The following is a 22,902-nucleotide window of genomic DNA, read 5'->3' on the forward strand; positions in this document are numbered from 1 at the left end:
GCCCGGACCAAGTAGTGGTCAGTGGACCCGAACAGGTCTGGGTTGCAGACATAACGTATCGGATAGGTGTAAACCTATTTCAGGACTAGACATGTTTGACCAAAGTTACTCACTTTAATTTTTCTATTGCTTTTCCGTCTGAGATGTTCTGGATGGTTTTGCCTGAATGATCGAAAAGGGTGTAGTAGTTTCACTGATATCTTCAATCGTGAAGCCAGCGCGCTCAAGCAGTTGATTGAACTCCTCTGTGGTACGTTCTTTTCCGTTGCCAAAGAGCAGCATTTCAATATCACAGAGTTGAGTAAATGGTGATTTTTTAGCCGGATCAATGATTTGCTCTACGATAAAAAGCTGCCCATCCTGCGGTAACGCCTGTCGACTATTTTCAAGGATCGTCAGAGCATCTTGATCCCCCCAATCATGCATGATGAACTTCATCACATGCGTATCTGCATGAGTAGATAGTCTGGCGAAAAATGAGCCTTCAACTAGTTTGCAGCGATCCTGAAAGATGAAGTCTTGCAGATACGGAGTGTATCGAGCCTGTTTGAGAGCTTCGGGCAGGTCGAGCAGGCAGCCTTTCAGGTGAGGGTGTTGCGATAGAATCTCCGCAAGAAATATGCCTCTTCCGCCGCCGATATCGATGACTGATCTCGCGTCTGAAAGCTTCATGTGTTCAACTATCTTCGGCCCCCAGAGTAAAGATAGGCTGTCCATTGCACTGTCAAACAATGCCCTGTCATCAGGTGTACCCTGCAAATATTCAAATAGCGGCATTCCCATGATGTGGTCGAAGGCTGGTTTGTCCATACTTAGCCTTTCGAGTAAATGCTCCCATGTTTTTGTGTGCCAGTCCTGAGCGCAGAACAGCGCAAACGGACGAAGCGAGTTGCTGCTGGCACTGAGCAGGCTACCCATTTCCGTCAGTTCAATATGATTTTCGGCGCATCCGCTGATAAGTCCAATAGCCTCGATTGTATCCAGTAAGCGACGTAATTGCTTTTCTTTGACACCTACCCCACATGCCAGGTTTTCTGTGCGGTGAATGCCACTTTGTATTTTGTCGATTAATCCTGATCGGGTCGTGGCATATACGGCGTGAGAAACCCAGGCTCCGGTGATCAAGCTCAATAGTTGTGTTTCGGGTGATGGCTGCTCAGGTGTTGGCAGTGCGCTTTTTTGTGAATGCTTGTTCATGTAAAAGCTCTGATAAAAAGAGGTTGTGTACGCCAGTTATTGATAAATGGCTGTCATTTTCATAAACCCCGTTGAAAACCTTCCGCTTTCAGGTACGAAACACAAAATACCGTCGCCATGATTCAGCTTTTCGCTGCTAATAAGGTCTGCAAGCATGAAGTAAATGGCTGCGGCTCCTATATTTCCGACACGCTCCAGATTTGTATACCAGCGTTCATTGGGTATTTCAAAGTCTATGGATTGCAAGGCGTCGTATATCCGTTGGCGAAAAAAGTTGGATGAGTAGTGGGGTAGAAACCAGTCGACTGCCTTCGGTTTCAGCTCTCTTTTTTCAAGAATATCCTTAAGTCCCTTGGTAACAGTGATATTCACAACATGCTCATTGAGAAGTTTGACGTCCTGCTTTATTGCGAATACGGAGTGTTCCCCAAGTTCTTTGTATGAATTGAATTCTCGCCATCCGGTGAGTGTTCCCTTTGTGTTTTTTATCGCGCCAGCGTACATGCAGGCCGGCAGCAAGTTGGCATAGGAAAGTATCTCGATCCAGTCGATCTTCAGAGAAATAGCGCTTGGATTTGGCTTATCGCTCAAGAGCATCGCACCTGCCCCATCCGATAGCATCCAGCGGAGAAAGTCTTTTTCAAAAGCGATTTCAGGCTGTGATTCAAATTCGTGAATGGCTGATTCGGATTCTTCCGTGAAATGTTTTCCCTGCATGAATGTGGAGGCTAGCTCGGAGCCAGTTGCAATAGCCTGATGCCTCAAGCCTGCAAGAATCGACACGTATCCATATTTGATAGGAGACAGTCCAGACAGACAGACTCCGCTGAATGACGCCAGCTCGCAGGGCGGGCAAGCAAGCTCTCCATGGACCATCGAGGCGTGACTGGGGAAAATCTGGTCTGGACTGCTGGTGCCACAACAGAGTAATTCCAAGGGAGGCAGCACAGGGTTTTCAATCCAGAGATTGCGAACTGCCTCGGCAGTGAGTTGTGCGTTGTTATGGGTAGGTCGATGAGTTGCCCGGTCAATGGCGTAATGACGGTTTAGGATTCCGTTACTGCTCAGGATTTTTTGCCGTACGCGTGATTTTTTTCCTGCTACAGTACCAAGAATATTTTCCATTTCATCGTTCGAGACAGGGGCACCAGGCAAAAAAGTAGCAACCCGGTTGATATAAACTGATGGGGTCATGATTGTTCCCTCATGCGAAAGTCGCTGGACCCAGAAGGCTCCTCAAAATAACGACATTGCTTTTCAAGTACGTGCCCGCGCATTGGTTTTATAAATGTCCTCAATCCCATCATTACTGGAATGACGGTGGCCACCATACAGATCATGAAAATTCCGTACACGAAGGCAGCAAGTTTTCTGTGAGGATGTCCTTGAGGGCCTATTGTTAGAAACAGTTTCCCCCAGAGCAGAAAGCTACGGCGAGCAATTTTTTCGCTATGGATGAGTCGTGGATCAACGCTGACGGCTTTCAGACCTTTCAATAATGGAAAGTTTTGTTCCGTGCGACCGTTTACTATTTCAGAAAGAAGAGCCCTGCCAAATCTTTGTGCGGATAGAATATCTTCGTCCGTCAAGCCTGCCCGTGGAAAGAATCCCCAAAAGGCTTCACGATTTCCAGTGAACATCCAGCGGGGTGTTGTTACAAGCGTTTTTAGAGGGCTTCCCCTATCGGTGAGCACAACATTGTCCAGAAGTCGGGCATTGGCTTGAATTAATAGGTTTTTTACTTGTTCCTGTGCTTGTATCCACATGTTTCTGCATGTGATAATTGTTATAACTGCTGTGTTACGAAGAATGATTTTCCCTTTTGCAGACTTTAAAAATGCTGTAATGGGAGGGCTGGGTGACAAGAACCAGACGGTGTATGCAATAATAACAAGGTCATACCTTTTTTTTATATCAATCTTGGAAGGGCGCATGCGCGATGGATATAAGTGAACTGCTTCTGGGAACTGGTCGAAGAACTCGACAAATGGCCAAGGGAATGGATAGGGTCTGAGAGGGGTAAGCTCCTCGAACTCTACGAGCACGCGATTGTCTTCAATCAGGGCGCGAACAAATGAATCCGCTACACGTTTCAATTGTCCTGTTTGTGAAAAATAGACCACTAGTATACGTTTCATGGCTATTGACCTGCAGCGTTTTTAGTGAGATTTCCTGCAGCTAAAGGATAATAACTAAAAGAATGCTGTGTGACGTCGAGCGTAGTATGCTCTGATATGAAAATTGATTTTAGATTGTCAATGAAATATTGGGTAAGTTTAAGAGGGATCGGATAGTCGTCAAGTTTTTCGACCTTCGATTTTGTTCTTTGGTAACTGCCTCAGGGATGTGATCGGTTATTTCCTCGTTTTTCAGTGATACGCTTCCGGGGCGCGGGTCTTTATGCCACGATCGAGTCATCCTGTTAACCACGATCTTTGAAGGTGTGATTTTTTCAAAATCCCCGACCTTGTTAACGATGCCTTAATCGAACTCCCTCAAAGTGCAGCTACTTGACGCTGCAAGCCTGCCGCCCTTGAGCGCCAGCAAGCGCGTGAAAATCTGGCCAAGGCTCAGGAAAAGACTGAAAAGAATCAGGCGCCACAAGTGCTTCCAAGCCAAATACTAAACCTCAAGAGACGGATGAAAAGCCTGGCAGTTGAACCATAGGCATTTTGCTACGCCAGTGGCATCGTCGCCGGCTTGAACGCCCAGGGTCTTAACGTCGACCGTGTGGCTTCGGCATCCGCCGCTTATGCCCTGCTGGATGTCGCGCAGTTCGATGTGATGATTCTTGATCTGGGCTTGCCTGATGAAGACGGGATTAGTTTGTTGCGGCGTTTGCGGCTTATGGGGCAGGCGATACCGGTATTGATTCTGACCGCACGCGATGATGTGGATGACCGCGTCAAAGGGCTGCAAGCGGGCGCTGATGATTACCTGCTCAAGCCCTTTGATCTGAGAGAGCTGTATGCTCGCCTGCATACGCTGTTACGCCGCGTTGCAGGCCGTGCGGTCAATCTCATTGAGCATGTGGCCGTCCCTACGATCCCTGCACCCGAGAAACCTGGCTGGAAGGTGAGGCCATCGATCTTTCGCGCCGTGAGCAGGCATTGCTCAACAATCGGGGCGGGTGCTCTCCATCGAACAGTTGAAAGACAGCGCGTACGGCTTCGGTGATTAGGTCGAGAGCAACGCCTTGAACGTCCATATCTTTCATCTGCGTCGCAAATTGGGAGCAGCATTGTCGAGACAGTGCGCGGCTAGGGTTATCGGCTCGGTGCGTTGGCGGCAAACTCATGAGTCTGCGCCTGCGCCAGCCCCTCCTGATCAATTCGATATGGAGAAGCAACTGTTGGTCGTTCCCCCGGAGGGCGTCAAGCAGCTCCAGCTGAAAATGCGCAAGCGCGACAATCCAGCGAGTGCTTTTGGCTTTCGGATGAGGCGAATTAGAGGGGGATGTTGATGTGAGGAACTGAGGTGAGGTACATGTGACGCGTTTGTTTAGCTAGCGTTCGCAACCAAACAGATCGAGCTCCAAAGAAAAATTCAGTCGGGTATAGTACTTTGCAAGCCGCTATATCACGCTGCCTTTCTGCCAAAAGCGCACCAGATCAGGCGCTCACGCAAGCACTCCAAGACCGTGCTATCGCACAATACGATTGTGCTGCGTTGGGGGTTAGCGTGCCTGTACCAACTGCAATCACCATTGATATTCCCAAAAGAACGCAGATACAGCCCAGCAGAGCTAATCCAACACCGATACCCCCACGTTCGTCGGTGTCGACTACCACGCGCTCATCTGCAACGAACGCTTGTCCGAGCTGCGGCGCTTCCATGGTGCGTCGTACCGCACGCAAGGGGAAGTATGCAGGGCGTCAGTTCTGGGGGTGCTCCAAATTTCCTGTCTGTAAAGGGACAAGGAGCTAATGCTTAGCTCAACAGTCAGCTCTTGTCGGTGGCAATTGGATCAGTGCTATTCATCAACATTGGGTAGGCGAAGAACGTAGAGAAAAAATGGCTTTGGCGAGCTCAAAGGACGTGCCAGGATACCGCCGCGTTAAATTACGAGGTGTGTTTTGCGGTATCTGGAAAACTGATGCGCACGGTGAGAGCAGCCAATGCGGTAAGCAACGTGATTCACAGGCTTGTCACGCCAAAAAAGTAGTCTGAAATTTTGTCCATCGAAATCGTAAATTTTACAGAAGCCCCCTGAAATCAGCTTACGAGAGCTCCTGCTCTGCGTGATGTTGCGAGGGCACTGGCCGCCACGTTCCCTCCGATGCTCCCCCAAGCAACCGCCGCAGCTCTGGCCCAAGGCTATTGCTGGCCGCTCTAAGCTAAGCGTTAAATGTTATTGGTTTTATATTTTTTATAGCCATAAATTCTTTCTCCTCTAATGCTGTGGTAGCGCTCAGGCGCCTGGCATAAACCGCAGCAGTGCCATTTGCGAGGAATCGACCCTGAAACGCACCATCAAAGCCCTGCTGCTAGCTGTCGCTGCCGCAACCGCCGTCCAGGCGCATTGCGCCGATATCGTAATTGGCTACCAGACCGGTGTGGACCCGTCCAAGGTCGCCCAGGCCGACGGTGCCTACGAAAAAGCCATTGGCCAGAAGCTCGACTGGCGTCGTTTCAATGCAGGTCCGGAAGTGGTGACCGCACTGGCCTCCGGTGATGTGCAGATCGGCAATCTGGGTTCCAGCCCTCTGGCAGCGGCCGCCTCGCGCAAACTGCCGTTGGTGACCTTTCTGGTGGCGGCGCAGATCAACTCCGCCGAGGCGCTGGTGGTGCGCAACAGCAGCGGCATCGAAAAACCCGAGCAATTGATCGGCAAGACCATTGCTACGCCGTTCGTATCCACCTCCCATTACAGTCTGCTCGGTGCCCTGAAGCACTGGAAGATCGATCCCACCAAGGTGAAGATCGTCAATCTCAATCCCGCCGAAATCAATGCAGCCTGGAAGCGTGGCGATATCGACGGTGCCTTTGTCTGGTCGCCGGCTCTGGGTGAGATCAAGCGTGACGGCAAGGTTCTGACCGACGCTGCTGAAGTGGGCAAGTGGGGCGCCCCGACTTTTGAAGTCTGGGTCGCCCGCAAGGATTTCGCTGAAAAGCATCCTGAAGTGCTGGCCAGGTTCGCGGGTGTGACCCTGAGCGCCTTCGCTGACTATCAGGCCAATGCCGCCAAGTGGACCGCTGACTCAGAACAAGCCAGGAAGATCGCCAGGCTGGTCGGTGCCAACGCTGCCGACGTTCCCGAACTGTTGGCCGGTTCCGTGTACCCGAACGCCCAGCAACAGCTCAGCGCCGACCTGCTCGGTGGTGGCACTGCCAAGGATATCGCCGCTACCGCGGAATTCCTCAAGGAGCAGAAACGCATTCCCGCCGTGTTGCCGGACTACTCGGAGTACGTGAGCACCGAGTACGTACGCCAGGCCCAGTGATATAGAGAAACACCTATGACCATCGTATTTGAACGTATCGGCCAGGCTCTTGGCGCGCGCGTGAGCGGTGTCGACCTGAGTCGCCCGCTGAGTGCAGAAAGCTACGCCACTTTGCGCCAGGGGCTGATGGAGCATCAGGTGCTGTTCATGCGTGATCAGTTGCTGACGCCACGCCAGCAGCGGGACGCAGCAGCTCTGTTCGGTGATCTGCATATACACCCCATCTATCCGAAGATCGAAGACCAGCCGGAAATCCTCTTGCTGGATACTGACCTCAACGACCTGCGCGACAACGCTCTGTGGCATTCAGACGTGTCCTTCATCCAGTCGCCACCCATGGGTTCGCTGCTCAGCGCACGGCATGTTCCTCCCCACGGTGGAGATACCTTGTGGGCCAGTTGCTCGGCTGCTTACGAGGGATTGTCCGCCAGGATTCGTCATTTGCTCGATGGCCTGACCGCCGTGCATGACCTGACCCTTTCGTTTCCTCTGGAACGCTTCGGCAATACGCCCGACGCATTGGAAAAATGGAACGCCGCTCGGGCTGCCAATCCGCCTGTGACGCATCCCGTAGTGCGCGTGCACCCGGAAACAGGTCGCAAAGGGCTGTTTGTCAGCGAATCCTTCACCACCCGGATTCTCGAGCTGGAGCCCGACGAAAGTGATGCACTGCTGAAGATGCTGTTCAAGCAGATCGCCAAACCGGAATTCAGCGTTCGCTGGCAATGGCGCCAGGGCGACCTGGCCTTCTGGGACAACCGCCTGACGCAGCACTACGCCTGCGACGACTACCGACCGCAAAGGCGCATCATGCACCGCGCGACGATTCTCGGGGATCGACCGTTCGGGCCCTGATGATTTGGTCGGACGCTACCGTTTGTGCGTTTTTCTGGTTCCGTGAAAGCGTCAGGCGGGAGCAGCCCCTGGCTTTGGTATGTTGTACACCCGTACTTCTTGAGCGGGGCTATCGAGCATGGTTCTGCTGATCTTGATTTTATAGCCTTCGCGATTCAACTGTTTCACCTCGAAGGCTGTCCATTGGGCCATATTTGAAAGTGTTCCAGATGGTCCGGACAAGGCTACTTGTGCCTCGAACTTGCCAGCTTTGCGGATAGCTCGAACGACAGCTATACGGAAAGTTGCTTCGTCCATCCCCCCCAGAGGGAGTGTTGACGAGGAGGGGGGGCCGGGTACGGTTTTTTCGTCGGTCCAGACCGTATTGTCTGTCATGTCGAGTGCTGCGGCCTTGGGTAGCACCAGGTTGACTTCCGGCAGCCATGTTGCAGCACTCCAGGGCACTATCTTTGGTTTCCCTTTGCTGAAAGCTACTGCTCGCTTTGATGCAAAGTCGTACTGTGACGCCGGAGCAGTGGCTTGTATGGTCGAGTAATCTCCCCAGAGGTCAGGAGAGAGCAGGGCGCCGGTGCGGTACTTGGGACCAAGCGCTGGATAGCGTTCCGGGACATCGGATCTCAACAGGGAGATGAGGCTGGTGACATCCTGGGCAGCTACCTGATCGCTGATATAACGTTGCAGCAGGTTATAGATACGCCGTAGAACGCCAATATGCCGGTTGAACTCTTGTCTGGCCACGTTTTCAGTTTGCAGCTTGAGTTTTTCTGCCGGTGTGGTTGGGGCTGCTGCTCCGTGAGGTACCAGGGTTCGGAACTCTAATGAGTCAAACTCATTGCCGGGGTCTTCAACCCGGTGTTCGGACAGCGGCCCACTCACAATGTTGAAAGGATTCCACGCAACTTTGCGCAGTACGGCCTGTGGGCTGGGGTTTCCTTTTGCAAAGGTTGCGGGAAGATCGCGTGCCGGATCCTTTCCGGCCCAGACGGTCAGGGCTTTTATAAGCTCCATATCGTCACAGTCGACAGCTATTTCCCAGGCATTAATGAGTAAGCTGTGCGGTATGACATGGTGACGGGTGAGCTTCATCTGCTCTGCGTCCAGGCCAGCCTGAAACCCGGTAGCGGGGGTGGGATTACCAAAAATGGTGATCGGGTCAGGCTTGGTGGATCGCTTATCGAAATCCTTTCGATCAAGACTGTTCTTCCATTCGCTTGCAATCACCAACCCAAGTTTAGGTTTAGGCATTCACTTCCAACTCCGTATGGCCGATGGTAGCCGACTGAAACCGTTAAGATGGCAAGTACTGCCGCGAGTGTCCATTTGAATTAAAACCACGATCCTTGGGCGGTGGTGTTCTTTTTAAAGCTCCTGACACTGTTGACGGTGCCTTGATCGGGCTTCCTCAAAGTGCAGTTACTTGATAGCGTCGACGCATCCCCCGCACCCTGTTGTCTATTGGCTTTATACGAATTTCGTTTCCCGCTCCGGATTCACACAAACGCCACTCAAGAGTGGCGTTTGTGTTTGTGCGTTTTTTTCGCGCCAATTATGGGCATGCAGGGCTCCAATGAATTCTGTAAGCAGTTGAAAACAAGGTGGTCAGCCATTGCATTGCCGATTTGCACGAACTCCTCATTCCCGCACTGCTGGTAATGCAAAAGCGACCAGCTTCGTTCCCGGTCGGGTACCGTAAGCAGGCCTGCCGCCTTCGGCGACCACCACGAACTGCCTGCCGCTGGCCGGACTGCGATAGGTCATCGGCGTGGCGTTGGCGCTGGTGGCGAGGCGGGTATTCCAGAGTTCCTGCCCGGTCGCGGCATCCAATGCACGGAAGGTGTGCTCAGCGGCCCCGCCAATGAACACAAGCCCTCCTCGAGTGGTCACGGCGCCGCCGGCAGTCGGTGTGCCTATTGTGATAGGCAACATTGTCTTTACACCCAACTTCAGCGGACCTATGTCGCGCCCGGTGCCTAATGGCTTGGACCAGATGGTTTTGCCGCTCATCAGGTCGACGCCCGCTATCAGGCCCCATGGTGGGGCTGTACATGGGCTGCCAAGAGGAGAAAGGAACTGAGTTCTGTATGCACCATAAGGAGTGCCAAGCATCGGTTGGTCGGTCTGGCCACCCGCATCGAGGCCCGGAGCGATCTTGAAGTTGCGACGAGTTGACTCTTCGCGCGTGATCAGTTCGAGTCTGTCGGGTACCTGTGTCCAGTTGACGATCATGATGCCGCGATCAGCGTCCAGCGATATGCCATTCCAGTTGACGCCACCCATGGAGCCTGGCGCGATCACGATGGTCTTGTCGAGCGTGACAGGGGTAAACATACCCTCGTAGCGCGAGCGCTTGAACTCTATGCGGCAGATCAACTGATCCAGCGGCGTTATGCCCCACATGTCTTTTTCTTGCAGTTCTGGCTCGCGGAAGGCTGGCAGGTCGCTGGACTCAGGTTGGGTCGGGGCCAACCGCTCTCCCTCTGCGATGCCACCCTGCGGCACAGGCAATTCGCGAACTGTCTTGATCGGATTCCCTGTCTCGCGGTCGAGCACAAAGATTTCGCCACGCTTGGTCGGCTGGATCAGTGCCGGGCGAATGCCCTGCGGTGTAGGAAGGTTGGCCAGGGTTGGTTGTGACGCGACATCGTAGTCCCAGATATCGTGGTGGGTAGTCTGGAACCGCCAGCGCATACGCCCTGTCTCGGCGTCGAGTGCGACGACAGCACTGCCGATATCGTCATCAAACGGACGTCGCATGCCGCCGTAAGCATCAGGCGTTGCTCCGCCCATCGGCATGTAGACAAGGCCGAGTTCTTCGTCGGCACTTATGGGCGCCCAGCTATTGGGCAGAGATGGTGTATAGAACTCGCCCTCAGGTGGCGCGCCGATGCGCTCCGGTACGCCAGCATCAAAGGCCCAGGCCAATTCGCCGGTTACTGCGTCGAATGCGCGGATTACTCCCGAGGGGCCGCCCCAGTACTGGCCGTCAGGGATACCGCCACCTACCACCACCTTGCCGCGAATCACCTGCGGTGCCGAGCTGACGTAGAAAAGGCCGTGGGGATAGGGTTCGATGCCCTGTTGGAGATCCACCAAGCCATTATTTCCGAAGGCAGGACAAAGTTCGCCAGTATGTGCATCAATGGCCGCCAGGGTAGGGTTGTGGCTGGGCGCAAAGATGCGCTCGGCGCACATGCTGCCCTTTTGAGCGTCCGGCACCTTGTAATAGGCAACGCCACGGCATGGCTTGCCTGACGGTTCCTGCCCATCGGAGACGTTGCGCCGCCAGCGCACTTCTCCGGTCTCGGCGTCGAAGGCATGCACGCCGTTATTGCCGTCACATGCGTATAGCGTGTCACCGACCATGATGGGCGTCGTCTGCAGCGCGTTCATCTCCCCAGGCACCGTCGCTGTCATCTCTGCCTCCCAGACCTTGGTCAGACCGGATACGTTGGAGGTGTTGATCTGGTCGAGTGGACTGAAGCGCGTGCCGCCCTGGTCGTTGCCATAGGCTTGCCAGTCGTCGCGAACAATCGTAGCCATAGCTTGTGGCAGTGGTCCCGGTGCTTGCGCCTGTATACCGCGCCGCAACGAGGGGACTTCGGTGTTTTCACCCAGGCTATGGGCAACGCTGCCCGCAACCGCTGCTGCGACCAGACTACCAGCGAAAGTGGCCCTGCCTGATACTCGCCACGGCGACGGTAGCAGCCTGATCGAGGGCAGCAGCAATAATATGGCTAGGCCGAAGGGGGCGATCAACCGGGGTGCGAGCTGCCAGCCGGAGAAACCGACTTCCCAGAGGCTCCATGCCACTGTCCAGACGAGTGTCGCACCATAGATCCATACACCGCGCCCGTCGCCGCGCCAGAGCAAGACGCTGCTGAGAATGTAAGCCAGACCCGTGATCAGGTAATAAAGAGAACCGCCATTTGCGGCCAGGATCACACCACCGACCGCGAGTGGCAGGCCGAAGGCAAGCAGGATAAGCGCAGTGATCCGCAGAGGCCAAGGTCGATGCGCCTGCGGGGCAGGGCTTTCAACGGTTATGCCCCCTGGGGGCCGCGTCGCATTGTCAGATGAGTTCATAGGCAGTTCTCCCGGTGGATGGTAAGGGGGTCGTAAGTGTCAGCAGTACCGTAGCGTCGCTATTGAGTTCTTCGACTCGCCGATACGTAGCGGTAAGCAGTTCTCCGATATCGGGGCCATGTCGGAGAGGGTATTTCTGATGAAGCAGGAACTGTGCATGTGGCTGAGCAGGGTCTTCGCCGTGGCATGGCCGAGGCCGTCGGCTGCGCTGGTGACGAATTACGTGATCGGCGATGTTCAGTCAGATGAAGAGGGCGGCAGCCCTTTGTTGAACGCCTTGGTGTGAAAAATCGTTGCGCCTTGGCCTTTGTCGTTGTCGCTGGTCACGACGTACAAGTCGTTTTTGTCCGGGTGGATGGCGAGGCTGGTAGATGCCAGGTTGTGGCCGCTATCGCGCCCAGGCAGTAACACTTGTCCAATAGGGATGCCATTGCGGTTGAAGGCCATCACGCGGCCTTGTCCGTAGATCGCCACGTACACATTGCCGTCGGCATCGGCGCGCATCGAGTCTGGTGCCGGGCCAGTGAAGTGGTAGGCGATGGCCGAACCGATCGGCGCAATGGTAGTGGCGTCTGTAAGTTTGATGCGGTGCAGCAGATTCCGGCCAAACTCCGTTGCCCATAGCGTTTTGCCGTCGGGGCTAAGCTCCAGGCCGTTGGCCATCGACAGGTTGGGTAGTACCGGAGTGATAGTGGTCAAGTCGGGAGCGGTGTAGTAGACGCCACCCGTTGGCTCGGTCGAGTTGCCCTTGAAATCGGTGAAGTAGAAGCCTCCGTGCGTATCAAACCTCAGGTCATTGGGCATATATCCCGCCTCTGGCGGTATGATCGGCTGCTGCTTCAGGCCGTCCTGGTTCACCGCTATTATCGCGCCGCGGTTATTGGGAATATCCAGTGCCGCGATAAACAGGCGCCCGTCAGGGTGCAAGGCCAGGCCGCCCGGCGAGAGTGCATCTAGTGTAACGACGGTGGACAACTGCCTGTCTGGCGTCAGGCGCAAAACACGGCGTCCACTGACATCGCAGAACAGCAGGTTGCCGTTGTGGTCGAAGATTGCGCCTTCGAGTATCCGGCCCTCGTCCGAGACTTTGAACCATGGCTCGGCCAGCGCGCTCTGCAAGGCACGCTCGGCTGGTGGCACGGGCACAACGCTGCGCGTCTGCTCGTCGTAGGCCAGCCCTGTAACGTTTCCTTGCCGGGCTGAAGACTCAGATATGAAACCCGCGCCCATGATCAGGCAGGTAACGAAAAGAACCGTTCGAGTCTTGATGCCCGGACGGCCGTAATACTGACCGACCGGCGAACAGGTAAATGCTGAGATCATGACAAGATCCTTGTCAGGGTTGATCGAGCACGAAAGCAACGATGTTGTTGCTGAATGTCGTCGTCTGCAGGGCAGGGCCAGCAGATTCAGTAGGGGAAAGCCCCGCTGAGCTGAGGGAGTGATGTACCTGCTGACGACGAAGCGTTCACATGGGTTTCGCTCACTTGAGGTTTGAGACGAAGAACTCGGCTATTTTGTCAAACGGAATCTTGTCTACCTGGTCGTACAGATCAACGTGATTGGCTCCCTTGATGATCACAAGCTCCTTCGGCTGCTCGGCTGCCGCATAGGCTGTCTCGGCGAAGTAACGCGAATGAGCGTTTTCACCGTGGATGAACAGGATGGGGCGCGGCGAAATCTCCTTTATGTAGGTCAGGATCGGCATGTTCATGAACGACAGTGGCGTGGTGACCGTCCAGGCGTTGCCAGAGTTGACAGCTCGCGCGTGGTAGCCGCGTGGTGTCATGTAATAGCTGGCGTAATCGACCATAAACTGAGCTTCGCCACCTTTCAGCTTGTTGTAGGCAGGCTGATAGGCCGGCTTCCCGTTCGCTGCGTCATCCCAGCGCTGCCGGCTCAGTTGCTCCAGAGCCTGCGTGCGTTGCTTGGCGGTCACGCTGTCGTTGTAGCCCTTGGACATGACTCGGGTCATGTCATACATGGTGCTGGCGACGACGGCTTTGACACGCTTGTCTACTGCCACGGCATTGAGTGCCATGCCGCCCCAGCCGCAGATGCCGATGACACCAATGCGTTCGCGATCGACGTAGCCTTGCAGTCCGATGAAGTCCACTGCGGCACTGAAGTCTTCGGTATTGATATCCGGTGAGGCGACGTTGCGCGGCTCACCCCCACTTTCCCCTGTATACGAGGGATCAAAGGCCAATGTTACGAATCCACGTTCTGCCATGGTTTGTGCATACAGGCCCGATGACTGCTCCTTTACCGCGCCGAATGGGCCGCTAATGACAATCGCCGGCAATTTCCTGCCGGTGCGATTTTTCGGCAAGTACAGATCGGCCGCCAGGGTAATGCCGTAGCGGTTCTTGAAGGTGACTTTCTGGTGATCGACCTTGCCGCTCCTGGCAAAGACCTTGTCCCATTCCTGAGTCAGTTGCAGGCCGCTGGTATCGCGTGTGCCGGATGTTGTTGCTGCCTGAACCGTCTGTTCACCCAGAATGGCCGTCAGGGCAATGAACATCGAACTCTGTAGAAAGCCTTTGAGGGAAACACGTGGCTTTTTGGGGGGCATAGGCAGGGCGGATACGTTCATGGCTTTTCCGGCAGATGGTTGAGGTCGCTGTCATCGTCGCGCATGTGCAGGGGTGTGACTAGCTAATGAATACTTAAAGAGGCTATAAGTATTGCTAATCAATTTTCGTGTGAGACTTGCCCAATGATCAGACGTAACCTCAATGATCTCCTCTACTTTGTTATGGTTGCGCGTGAGGGCAGCTTTACTCGCGCGGCTTCGCTTCTGGGGGTAAGCCAGTCGGCATTGAGCCAGGCCATCAGTGGTCTTGAAGTGCGGCTGGATATTCGCTTGCTCACACGCACGACGCGCAGTGTCTCGCCTACCGCTGCTGGCGAGCGCCTGCTCCACTCAATCGGGCACCGGTTTGATGAGATCGAATCCGAGTTGAATGAACTGTCGGACTTGCGTGACAAGCCCGCTGGCACGGTTCGTATCACGTGTGGCGAACATATCTTGCGTACAACACTATTGCCCAAGATCACGGCGTTACTGCATGAGTACCCTGATATCGAGGTTGAATTCGACGTCAACTATGGATTCCGAGACATTGTCGCCGATCGCTATGACGCGGGCGTACGTCTGGGGGATACCATTGACAAGGACATGATCGCCGTACCGATCGGACCGCCTTTACGCATGGCTGTTGTGGCGTCGCCGGGATACTTTGATCGCAATTCGATCCCCGGGACGCCCAGTGACCTGATCAAGCACAACTGCATAAATCAGCGCCTGCAGACGGCAGGCGGTCTTTATGTATGGGGATTCGCTCGTCGAGGACGGGCATTGAATGTCAGGGTAGGCGGGCAACTGACCTTCAATACCTCGCCGGGCATGGTAGATGCTGCGCTGGCGGGCCTGGGTATCGCATTTCTACCTGAGCAAGAGTTTGCTCCGTATCTCGAACAAGGTGATCTGGTACGGGTGCTGGACGACTGGTGTCCTTCTTTTCCTGGCTATTACCTGTATTACCCCAGTCGCCGACAACCGTCACATGCATTCTCGTTGGTGGTCAACGCTCTTCGAGTGCTTCGCTGACGGTAGCCAGTGCCAATGTCGAACAGGCTGTTTCCCGGGCAGGGTCTGGCAACCGTTCAGGCGATTGTTCAGCGTTGCGGTTGCACGATTGACTTCCGTAGCACCAACCTCTGTCAGCAATCAGTTTCGTATGACTACTTTCCCGAAGATATCGCGGGTAACCAGGCGTTCAATCCCCAGTTTTGCATCGTCGAAATCCCAAGTGCTGTCGATGATGGGGTGGATGTCATGTTGCGTGATGAACCGTATAAGGTCATCAAGGTCACTGCGGCTGCCAATGGCAATTGGCTGGTAACGTGCCTGGCTCATGAACAGGGTCATGAACTCGACACCACCCTGCAAGCCGGACAGGGCACCTACCAGTGTGACCTGGCCGCCCACAGCGATTGATTTTGCGGACTGCTCCAGCGTACCGGCTCCGCCGACTTCCACGATGCGGTCTGCTCCGTTGCCGTCAGTCAGCATCCGAACCTGTTGCGACCATTCTGGCTGGGCCTTGTAATTGATGGTTTCGTCGGCGCCGAGTGCCTTCAGGCGTTCTGCCTTGGCGTCACTTGAGGTTGTCGCGATTACCCGTGCGCCCAGCGCCTTGGCTATCTGAATGGCAAATAGCGAAACGCCGCCGGTGCCCTGGGTCAACACCGTGTCGCCCGGTTTTACGCCCTTGAGTGCTACCCAGGCGGTAACGCCCGCGCAGGGCAAAGTCGCGGCTTCTTCAAAGCTCAGGCTGTCGGTGATGTGGGTCAGGTACTCTGCGTCTATCGCACGGTAGTCGGTCAGCCAGCCGTCCAAATCAATGTTGTAGTGGAGGTGCTTGCCGGTATAAGGCCCGTCGATCCGGTCCGGGAAGAATGAATTGGTGACGCGATCTGCGACGCTGAATCGCGTCACGTCGGGCGCGACGGCCACGATCTCGCCAGCTCCGTCCGAGACAGGGATTCGGCCTGCAGGTGCGGGCAAGAAATAATGGCCATCCAGAATGATGACATCCCGATAGTTAAGTGAAGAAGCTCGAACCCGGACAAGCACTTCCCCCGGGCCTGGTGTGGGGATCGGAGCTTCGCCGCGCTTCAAGGCATCGGCACTGCCGATTTTGTCGAAGGTAAAGGCACGGGATTTATTGGCTTCAGAGCTCATGAGCTTTCCTGGTGAAGGGGTAGGAAAGCTATCTTTGTCTATTGGGGTATGCTTGAGAAGCCAGCTTCAGCTGATCATACTGTGTAGATGAACTACACAATAAAGCGTGGCGATCTGGATGGCGTGGTGGTTTTCCTGGCTGTCGCCGAGGAGAGAGGATTTCGGGCGGCTGCGCGTCGTCTCGGTATTACTCCATCTGCAGTCAGCCAGGCGATCCGCGCCTTTGAGGACCGTGTGGGTGCCGCCTTGTTGCTGCGCACAACACGAAGCGTCGGCTTGACCGAGGCGGGCGAGCGGTTGCTGCTTCAAGTCGGTCCTGCTGCTCAACAAGTGCTTCAAGGTATAGAGTCCGCTCGCAGCCTGGGTAACTCCGTGACCGGCTTGCTGCGAGTCAGTGTGCCCAAGGCGAGCGTGCTCATGCTGACCGAGCGCTTTCTGACAGAGTTTCTGCAGGCGCATCCTGGTGTTCAGGTCGAATTCATTGGTGATGACCGAATGGTCGATATTGTCGCTGAAGGCTGTGATGCCGGTGTGCGGCCCAGGAGTTTTGTACAGGCAGATATGGTCGCAGTTCCCATTACCGCCGAAGAGCCACAAGTGGTTGTGGGTTCACCTGCCTTGTTTGCGCGCTATGGGCGACCCTCATCACCGGATGAAATCGGGAAAATACCCTGCATCGTTTTTCGTCAGGCCAGCACTCTGCTTGATGAGTGGGTTTTCAACGTCGGTGCAGAGAGGCGTGTCATTCCCGTCAGCGGGCCTTTGATACTTGACGACATAGCGGCCTGCATACATGCGGCGGAACAAGGTGTCGGTCTGTTCAAATTGCCGCGCTCCCTCGTAGCTCGCAACATTCACGCGGGAACACTTGAAGTCATTCTCGATGCTTACTCCATAGCATTCCCGGGCCTGGCACTGTACTTCCCCAGTCGGCGAACGGTTTTACCGAAGTTGCGGGTTTTTATTGATTACCTGCTTTCCAAATCCATTTAGCCTTCTTTGCCTCAAAATGACGCCCGGGCCTTGTGAACCCGGGCATCGACAAGAATCACTCTCAATGCCTCACGCCGGTTCTGCCACCGCCGAAACCTGCTCAACCTGTTGGGTATAACGATTCTGGGGCACATCAATGCCCAGATGGCCGCGCAGGGTGCTGGTTTCGTATTCGCTGCGGAACAATCCGCGTTCGCGCAGGATCGGCAGTACTTCGTCGGTAAACCTGGCGAAGCTGGCCGGTGCGCCGACGTGGATATTGAAGCCGTCCACGGCGCCTTCGTTGAACCAGCGTTCGATCTCGTTGGCGACGGTCAGTGCTGAGCCTGCGAACCCGGTAAATGGACGGGCAAAACGAAGAGCGGTTTCGCGCAGGGTCAGGCCTTTTTCCCTGGCGACTCGTTTGATCTTCTCCGCATGGCCGCGATAGCCGTTGCTGCCCAGTTCGCCCAGTTCGGGGAACGGTGCGTCGAGGTCGTACTGGCTGAAGTCGTGGTAGTTGAACGGGCGGCCCAGTTGCACCAGTGCCTTGTTCAGATCTAGCTCGCCTTCGCGTTCCAGCAGAATCGCCTGAGCCTGTTCATCGGTGTCGGCAATGATCGGCGTAATGCCGGGGAACAGCAGCACCTGCGCCGGATCACGGCCTGCCGCTGCTGCACGGTGCTTGATATCGGCGTAGTACTCCCGGGCGTCCTCGAAATTATCGACGCCGGCAAAGATGCCTTCGGCGATTTCCGCTGCCAGCTTGCGCCCGGACTCGGAAACCCCGGCCTGAAAGATCACCGGCTGGCCCTGTGGTGAGCGGGAAATGTTCAGCGGCCCGGTGACCGAAAAGAACTCGCCACGGTGGTCCAGTCGGTGTTGCTTGCTGGGGTCGAGAAAGCGCTTGCTGGCCTTGTCGCGAGGGAAGGCGTCATCTTCATAGGAGTCCCATAACCCTTGAACCACCGCGACATGCTCGCTGGCCCGACGATAACGCTCGGTGTGGTCGATGTGCTGTTCGCGACCGAAGTTGCCGGCCGCGCCTTCAAGCCCGGTGGTGACCACGTTCCAGCCAGCACGACCGTGGCTGATCTGATCCAGCGAGGCGAACTGCCGGGCCACGTTGAATGGCTCGGTATAGGAGGTGGTCAGGGTCGCGACCAGTCCGATCTTGTCGGTGGCACCGGCGAGCGCCGAGAGCAGTGTCAGCGGTTCCAGGCGGTTGAGAAAGTGCGGTGCCGAGTCCGGGGTGATGTAGGGGCTGTCGACGATGAATACAAAGTCGAAATGCGCAGCCTCGGCCGCTCGGGCCTGCTGTTTGTACCAGTCGATATCGATGCTGGCATTGCCGGGAATATCCGGGTGCAACCATTCCTGCTGGTCAGTACCGACGCCGGTCAGAATGGCGCCAAAGTGCAGCTGGCGTTTGCTCATGGGTTCAAGTCCTTTCGATGGAATAGGGGGGATTCGTGGCTGTCATGCCCGTGCCTGTCGGGCCGGTTGGCTGTCGGCATCCAGTACTGCGTCCACGGCATCGATGATGACTTGCGCCTCGCTTCGCACCAGCCAGTCTGGGCTGACTTCGGCGAAGTGGACGCTGTGGTCATGGCCAATCACTACCACGGTCGGTTGTGGCAGCTCCCAGGTTCCGGTGCCGGTGATTGCGCCGATTCCCTGGCCTTTGGCCAGAGAGGCCTGGCGCGATGCTTCGTCGAAGCTGTAGAGAATGCCCAGGCGCTGCCCCAACTGGTTGTCCTTGTCGCTGGCCACTTGCAGGCTCAATTGGTGTTTGTCCTTGATCTCCACCAGACGCTCCGGCACCTGAGGGCTGACCGCCACCAACGGCACGCCGCGCTGGCGCAGTGCCGGCTGCAGATTGCGCTCGTAGTAAGGGATGGCAATGTTGCAGGCAGGGCAACCGGCAAAGCGGAAGAACACCAAGACTGCCGGGCCGTCAGCCACCAGTTGATCGAGGGTGAGCGTGCCGCCTTCGGCCTTGAGCAGTTCAAAGGGCGCGACGCTGTCGCCAGCCTTGACGAAGGTGTCCGGTCGCGCTTCATCGAGCAGGCGCTGGCGCTGGTCGATATTGACCTTCAGGGCTTCGGGAGCCCAGGTTCGCACGCGCTCGGCATGCAGTTCGGCCAAAAGATGGTTGAGGGATTCGCTCATGACAGGCTCCTGTTAACGATGAGAGTCAGCTGGCAACTGCTGCGCTGCGGGTTTCAAGAAAGGGGTAATCGATGTAGCCCTGATCGCCACCGCTGTAGAAGCTGGCTTCATCCGGCGTGTTGAGCGGTGCGCCCTGGCGAAAGCGCTCAACCAGATCCGGGTTGGCGATAAACAGACGGCCAAAGGAGACGAAGTCGGCCCGGCCTTGCTCCAGTGCCTGGCGTGCGCTGTCGCGGTCGAACTCACCCGCGAGGATCAGCGGGCCTTTGAATAGCTCGCGCAGGCGTGGTGCCAGCCTACGGGCTTCAGGTGTCGAATCCGGCTCGATCAGATGCAGATAGACAATCCCGCGAGTTTGCAACTCCAGGGCTACATAGCTGTATAGGGCGAGCGGATCAGTGTCTCGGATGCCGTCGTACTCGGCATTGGGCGAAATACGCACCCCAACGCGGTCTGGCCCCAGTTCTTCGATGGCAGCATCGACGATCTCCAGCAGGAAGCGCGCCCGGTTCTCCACGCTACCGCCGTAATCATCGTCGCGCTGGTTGGCGCCATTACGCAAAAACTGATCGATCAGGTAGCCGTTGGCGGCGTGAATCTCCACTCCGTCGAAACCGGCCCGTGCGGAGTTGCGGACGGCGCTGCGGAAGTCCTCGACACGCTTCGGAATCTCTTCGCGGTCCAGCGCCCTCGGAACCGGGAAAGGTTGAGGGCCATCAGGCGTCTGTAGTTCACCCTTGGCGGCAATTGCCGAAGGGGCAATGGGCTGGGCATTGCCTGGCAGGCGAGAAGGGTGTGCCTTGCGCCCAAGATGGAACAATTGCTGGAAAATTCGTCCGCCTTCGGCATGCACGGCAGCGGTGACGGGCTTCCAGGCTTCTACCTGAGCGTCGTCGTGGATCGCCGAGCAACCGGGACGGCTGACGCTTTCGGCAGATACATGGGTGGCCTCGGAAATGATCAGCCCTGCACTGGCACGCTGGCGATAGTACGTCACGACTCGTGGCAGCGGCTGGCGGTTGTGCTCATCGGCGCGAGCGCGACCGAGAGGTGCCATGATCACGCGATTGGCCAAGGTCAGGTTGCCGAGAGAGGCGCTCTGGAAAAGACTCATGGGTGCTTCCTCAATAGGGTATCGATCCTGTGGGGTTCAAATACTGGCCAGCTTGCGGGCCAGGCCGAAAATCTCTTCCATGCGCCAGTGCTGGTTGGCGTAGCGCGGGTCGCTGGCCCATTCGTCCCAGCCGGAGTCGCGGCGGTACTGGCCGGGCAGTCCGCTGGCCAGTATCTGTTGCGGGTCGAGGCTCACGGGCTGTTCGCAGTCGGGGTGGACGTAGAGCGCATCGCTGCTGCAATACAGCTCGCACATGAAGCAGGTCTGGCAGGCCGACTGTTCGGCGATATAGGGTTTGCCGTCGCTGCCGCTGGCCAGCACATTGGTGGGGCACGCCGTTACGCATTGATTGCAGCCGTTGCAACGGTCGCTGAAGATCAGTTCGATCATGCCGGGACCTCGTGGCTGGCACGGGCTTGCATAGCGACCGTATCTCTGCGAACCCACGGCGTATCCAGGCCGCCGCTGCGCAGGTGGGCATCGAAACTGGCGAGGCGTTCGGGTGTGTCGCTGCGCTGATGCATGCCTCGGCTTTCCTTGCGCGCCAGAGCACTGCTGTAGCACCAGCGGGCACTGGCCAGTAGCGCTGCGGTTTCACGCCAGCGCAGCAGTGCTGCCGGAGTTTCGACGCTGTGCTGGGCGCGCAACTGGTCCCACTGGTTTTCCAGCACCTGTAACGAGCGCTGCAACTGAGTGCCGCTGCGAAACAGATTCTTGTCGTAGGGGTGCAATTCGTTCTGCACCGCTCGCACTATTTCAGCGTGATCGGCGCCGCTTGCACCCAGGCTCAGCAAGCCGGCTTCGGCACTGCCCTGGCTTGTTGTCGGGCGGTAAGGCTGGGTCAGTGCATGATGCGCTGCGCCGCTGCCAGCCCACTGACCGCTGGACAGAGCCCAGGAGGAATTCACCGCGCCGCCCCCGGAAATCGCACCGGTCACTGCCTCGCGACTGGCTGCATCGCCAGCGGCAAAAAGTCCGGGTACGCGGGTCTGGCAGTGTTCATCGATCACCCGAAGGCCGCCGACCCCGCGAATGGTGCCTTCGCCGTGCAGTGTCACCGGGAATTTGTCGCGATAAGGATCAATGCCCAGACGGTCGAAGGGCAGCATCAGGTTGGGCTGCACGTAGGGCAGACGTGCGCGGATGTCTTCGGGAATCCGGTCCAGTCGGCAATAGACCGGGCCTTGCAGCAGGGCGCGGGCCAGAGCTTCGTTGAAACCTGGCCCTTGAGTGATCTCCAGTTCTCGGCCACCGGCATCGAAGTAGCGGCCAAAGGTGTAGACCATCGAGCGGGTCATGGTGCTGCCGGCCGGGGCGATGCAGTAATAGTTGGAGAACTCCATGCCGGACAGTTCGGCACCCGCTTCGACACCCAGCAGATAGCCGTCGCCGGTATTGGTGTGACTGCCCAGCAGGCGTGAAAGAAAACCGCAGCCGCCAGTAGCCAGCACCACGGCCGGCGCCTGCACTTGCCATTCACGCTGCTGCTGACGTTGCCAGCCACGGGCACCGGCCAGTGCGCCGTTATCGCCCTTGAGCAGTTCAAGGGCCGGGCTCTGGTCCAGCAGGGTGACATTGTGCTCCAGCGCCAGCTGGCGCATGGCGCGCATGTATTCCGGGCCGCGCAGGGCGCGATATTGTTTGTCGCCGCGTTCGTCGCGGGGGAATCCGTAAAGCCGGTCAAGGCCTGGCAGGCTCTGCCAGGTGGTATCGAGAATACGCGCCATCCACTGGCTGTCACCGAGCCCGGCAGCGCTGGCAACACGTTTGTCGATGGCAGCCTGGCGCTGCTCTGGAGGCACCCACCAATGGCCGGGCCCCGCACTGGCTGTTACGCCACTTGTGCCGCAGTAACCCTTTTCTGCAAGGACCACCCGCGCACCTTCACGGGCAGCGGCCACCGCAGCCCAGGTACCGGCCAGCCCACCGCCTATCACCAACACATCGGCGTCGATGTGCAAAGGGGCAGGGCCGTTATGAAACAGGGGAGTCATGGACGAAAAAAGCTCCTGGCGAAGGTCGTTGGGGAGACGGCCTCCGCCAGGAAAGGGGTCGGACTGGTATAGACGATAGGCCCCTGAGAAACGTCTGTGAAAGTCTTTTTAGGTCTAAGCTAATTATGTATTTTCGTTATGTTGACAGTTTATAAGATCAGTTTTATATATTTTAAGCGCGTCTTGGCAGGAGCGAATTCATTCGCGAAAAAGCTGCGTTCGCGAATGAATTGGCTCCTACCGAGTCTTGAGAGGTTTCATGAAACTAAAACCGGAGGCGATTGGTCATTAACCTCGCAGAGGTTGGTCATGTCGCAAAAC

At 56.5% G+C, this 22,902-nt stretch carries 18 protein-coding genes and 1 pseudogene; 6 read left to right on the forward strand and 13 right to left on the reverse strand.

Going from position 1 to position 22,902, the window contains the following annotated elements:
* Positions 1-123: 123 nt before the first annotated feature.
* Genes ACODS3_RS25615 through ACODS3_RS25625 form a run of 3 tightly spaced genes read right to left on the reverse strand, consistent with a single transcriptional unit; the run spans position 124 to position 3,335 of the window.
* Entirely contained in the window at positions 124-1,197 is a 1,074-nt protein-coding gene (locus ACODS3_RS25615; RefSeq protein ID WP_489036834.1) for a methyltransferase, read from the reverse strand.
* A gap of 36 nt (positions 1,198-1,233) precedes the next feature.
* Positions 1,234-2,391, reverse strand: coding sequence for a beta-ketoacyl-ACP synthase III (locus tag ACODS3_RS25620; protein ID WP_201020311.1), 1,158 nt, complete (start codon positions 2,389-2,391; stop codon positions 1,234-1,236).
* On the reverse strand, positions 2,388-3,335 hold the full coding sequence (locus ACODS3_RS25625; RefSeq protein ID WP_489036837.1) for a dialkylresorcinol condensing enzyme: 948 nt from the start codon (positions 3,333-3,335) through the stop codon (positions 2,388-2,390). Before ACODS3_RS25625 ends, ACODS3_RS25620 begins: the two co-directional genes overlap by 4 nt.
* A gap of 550 nt (positions 3,336-3,885) precedes the next feature.
* On the opposite strand from ACODS3_RS25625, the pseudogene ACODS3_RS25630 reads away from it, so the two are divergent.
* The 4 genes and pseudogenes from ACODS3_RS25630 (at position 3,886) to tauD (ending at position 7,496) form a co-directional block, all read left to right on the forward strand.
* Positions 3,886-4,461, forward strand: a pseudogene (locus ACODS3_RS25630) (response regulator transcription factor).
* A gap of 513 nt (positions 4,462-4,974) precedes the next feature.
* Positions 4,975-5,124: a topoisomerase DNA-binding C4 zinc finger domain-containing protein gene (locus ACODS3_RS25635; protein ID WP_268939682.1), complete on the forward strand. Its 150-nt coding sequence runs from the start codon at positions 4,975-4,977 to the stop codon at positions 5,122-5,124.
* Between the two features lie 533 nt (positions 5,125-5,657).
* Positions 5,658-6,641 carry a taurine ABC transporter substrate-binding protein gene (gene tauA / locus ACODS3_RS25640; protein ID WP_201020322.1) on the forward strand — a complete coding sequence of 328 codons (984 nt, stop codon included), beginning with the start codon at positions 5,658-5,660 and terminating at the stop codon, positions 6,639-6,641.
* A 15-nt stretch (positions 6,642-6,656) separates the two neighbouring features.
* Entirely contained in the window at positions 6,657-7,496 is an 840-nt protein-coding gene (gene tauD / locus ACODS3_RS25645; RefSeq protein WP_201020308.1) for a taurine dioxygenase, read from the forward strand.
* Between the two features lie 51 nt (positions 7,497-7,547).
* Here tauD and ACODS3_RS25650 read toward each other — a convergent pair whose 3' ends face one another.
* From ACODS3_RS25650 to ACODS3_RS25665, 4 genes are all read right to left on the reverse strand, one after another.
* Positions 7,548-8,741, reverse strand: a complete 1,194-nt coding sequence (locus ACODS3_RS25650; RefSeq protein WP_201006828.1) for a hypothetical protein — start codon at positions 8,739-8,741, stop codon at positions 7,548-7,550.
* A 387-nt stretch (positions 8,742-9,128) separates the two neighbouring features.
* Positions 9,129-11,579: a membrane-bound PQQ-dependent dehydrogenase, glucose/quinate/shikimate family gene (locus tag ACODS3_RS25655; protein WP_201020305.1), complete on the reverse strand. Its 2,451-nt coding sequence runs from the start codon at positions 11,577-11,579 to the stop codon at positions 9,129-9,131.
* A 237-nt stretch (positions 11,580-11,816) separates the two neighbouring features.
* On the reverse strand, positions 11,817-12,902 hold the full coding sequence (locus ACODS3_RS25660) for an SMP-30/gluconolactonase/LRE family protein (RefSeq protein WP_201006824.1): 1,086 nt from the start codon (positions 12,900-12,902) through the stop codon (positions 11,817-11,819).
* A gap of 160 nt (positions 12,903-13,062) precedes the next feature.
* Positions 13,063-14,154 (reverse strand): alpha/beta hydrolase, encoded by a 1,092-nt coding sequence (locus ACODS3_RS25665; RefSeq protein WP_201006844.1) that lies wholly within the window; start codon positions 14,152-14,154, stop codon positions 13,063-13,065.
* 144 nt (positions 14,155-14,298) lie between these two features.
* Between ACODS3_RS25665 and ACODS3_RS25670 the strand changes: the two genes are divergently transcribed.
* Positions 14,299-15,192 carry a LysR family transcriptional regulator gene (locus ACODS3_RS25670; protein WP_201006822.1) on the forward strand — a complete coding sequence of 298 codons (894 nt, stop codon included), beginning with the start codon at positions 14,299-14,301 and terminating at the stop codon, positions 15,190-15,192.
* 120 nt (positions 15,193-15,312) lie between these two features.
* On the opposite strand, the gene ACODS3_RS25675 is transcribed toward ACODS3_RS25670, so the two are convergent.
* Complete coding sequence (locus ACODS3_RS25675; RefSeq protein WP_489036840.1) at positions 15,313-16,329, reverse strand: zinc-dependent alcohol dehydrogenase family protein; 1,017 nt, start codon at positions 16,327-16,329, stop codon at positions 15,313-15,315.
* An 87-nt stretch (positions 16,330-16,416) separates the two neighbouring features.
* On the opposite strand from ACODS3_RS25675, the gene ACODS3_RS25680 reads away from it, so the two are divergent.
* Positions 16,417-17,322, forward strand: a complete 906-nt coding sequence (locus ACODS3_RS25680) for a LysR family transcriptional regulator (RefSeq protein ID WP_201020303.1) — start codon at positions 16,417-16,419, stop codon at positions 17,320-17,322.
* 69 nt (positions 17,323-17,391) lie between these two features.
* Here the strand turns inward: ACODS3_RS25680 and ACODS3_RS25685 are convergent, their stop codons facing one another.
* The 5 genes from ACODS3_RS25685 to ACODS3_RS25705 are packed head-to-tail and all read right to left on the reverse strand — an operon-like array spanning position 17,392 to position 22,581.
* Positions 17,392-18,738, reverse strand: coding sequence for an LLM class flavin-dependent oxidoreductase (locus ACODS3_RS25685; protein WP_201020302.1), 1,347 nt, complete (start codon positions 18,736-18,738; stop codon positions 17,392-17,394).
* Between the two features lie 42 nt (positions 18,739-18,780).
* The gene (locus tag ACODS3_RS25690; protein ID WP_489036843.1) at positions 18,781-19,473 is read right to left on the reverse strand and encodes a peroxiredoxin-like family protein; all 693 of its coding nucleotides are present in this window, start codon (positions 19,471-19,473) and stop codon (positions 18,781-18,783) included.
* 25 nt (positions 19,474-19,498) lie between these two features.
* Entirely contained in the window at positions 19,499-20,587 is a 1,089-nt protein-coding gene (locus ACODS3_RS25695; protein ID WP_201020300.1) for an alkene reductase, read from the reverse strand.
* Positions 20,588-20,623: 36 nt separating this feature from the next.
* The gene (locus ACODS3_RS25700; protein ID WP_201020299.1) at positions 20,624-20,977 is read right to left on the reverse strand and encodes a 4Fe-4S dicluster domain-containing protein; all 354 of its coding nucleotides are present in this window, start codon (positions 20,975-20,977) and stop codon (positions 20,624-20,626) included.
* Positions 20,974-22,581: an FAD-binding protein gene (locus tag ACODS3_RS25705; protein WP_489036845.1), complete on the reverse strand. Its 1,608-nt coding sequence runs from the start codon at positions 22,579-22,581 to the stop codon at positions 20,974-20,976. Before ACODS3_RS25705 ends, ACODS3_RS25700 begins: the two co-directional genes overlap by 4 nt.
* Between the last annotated feature and the right edge of the window lie 321 nt (positions 22,582-22,902).

Source organism: Pseudomonas sp. FG43, from assembly GCF_057809175.1.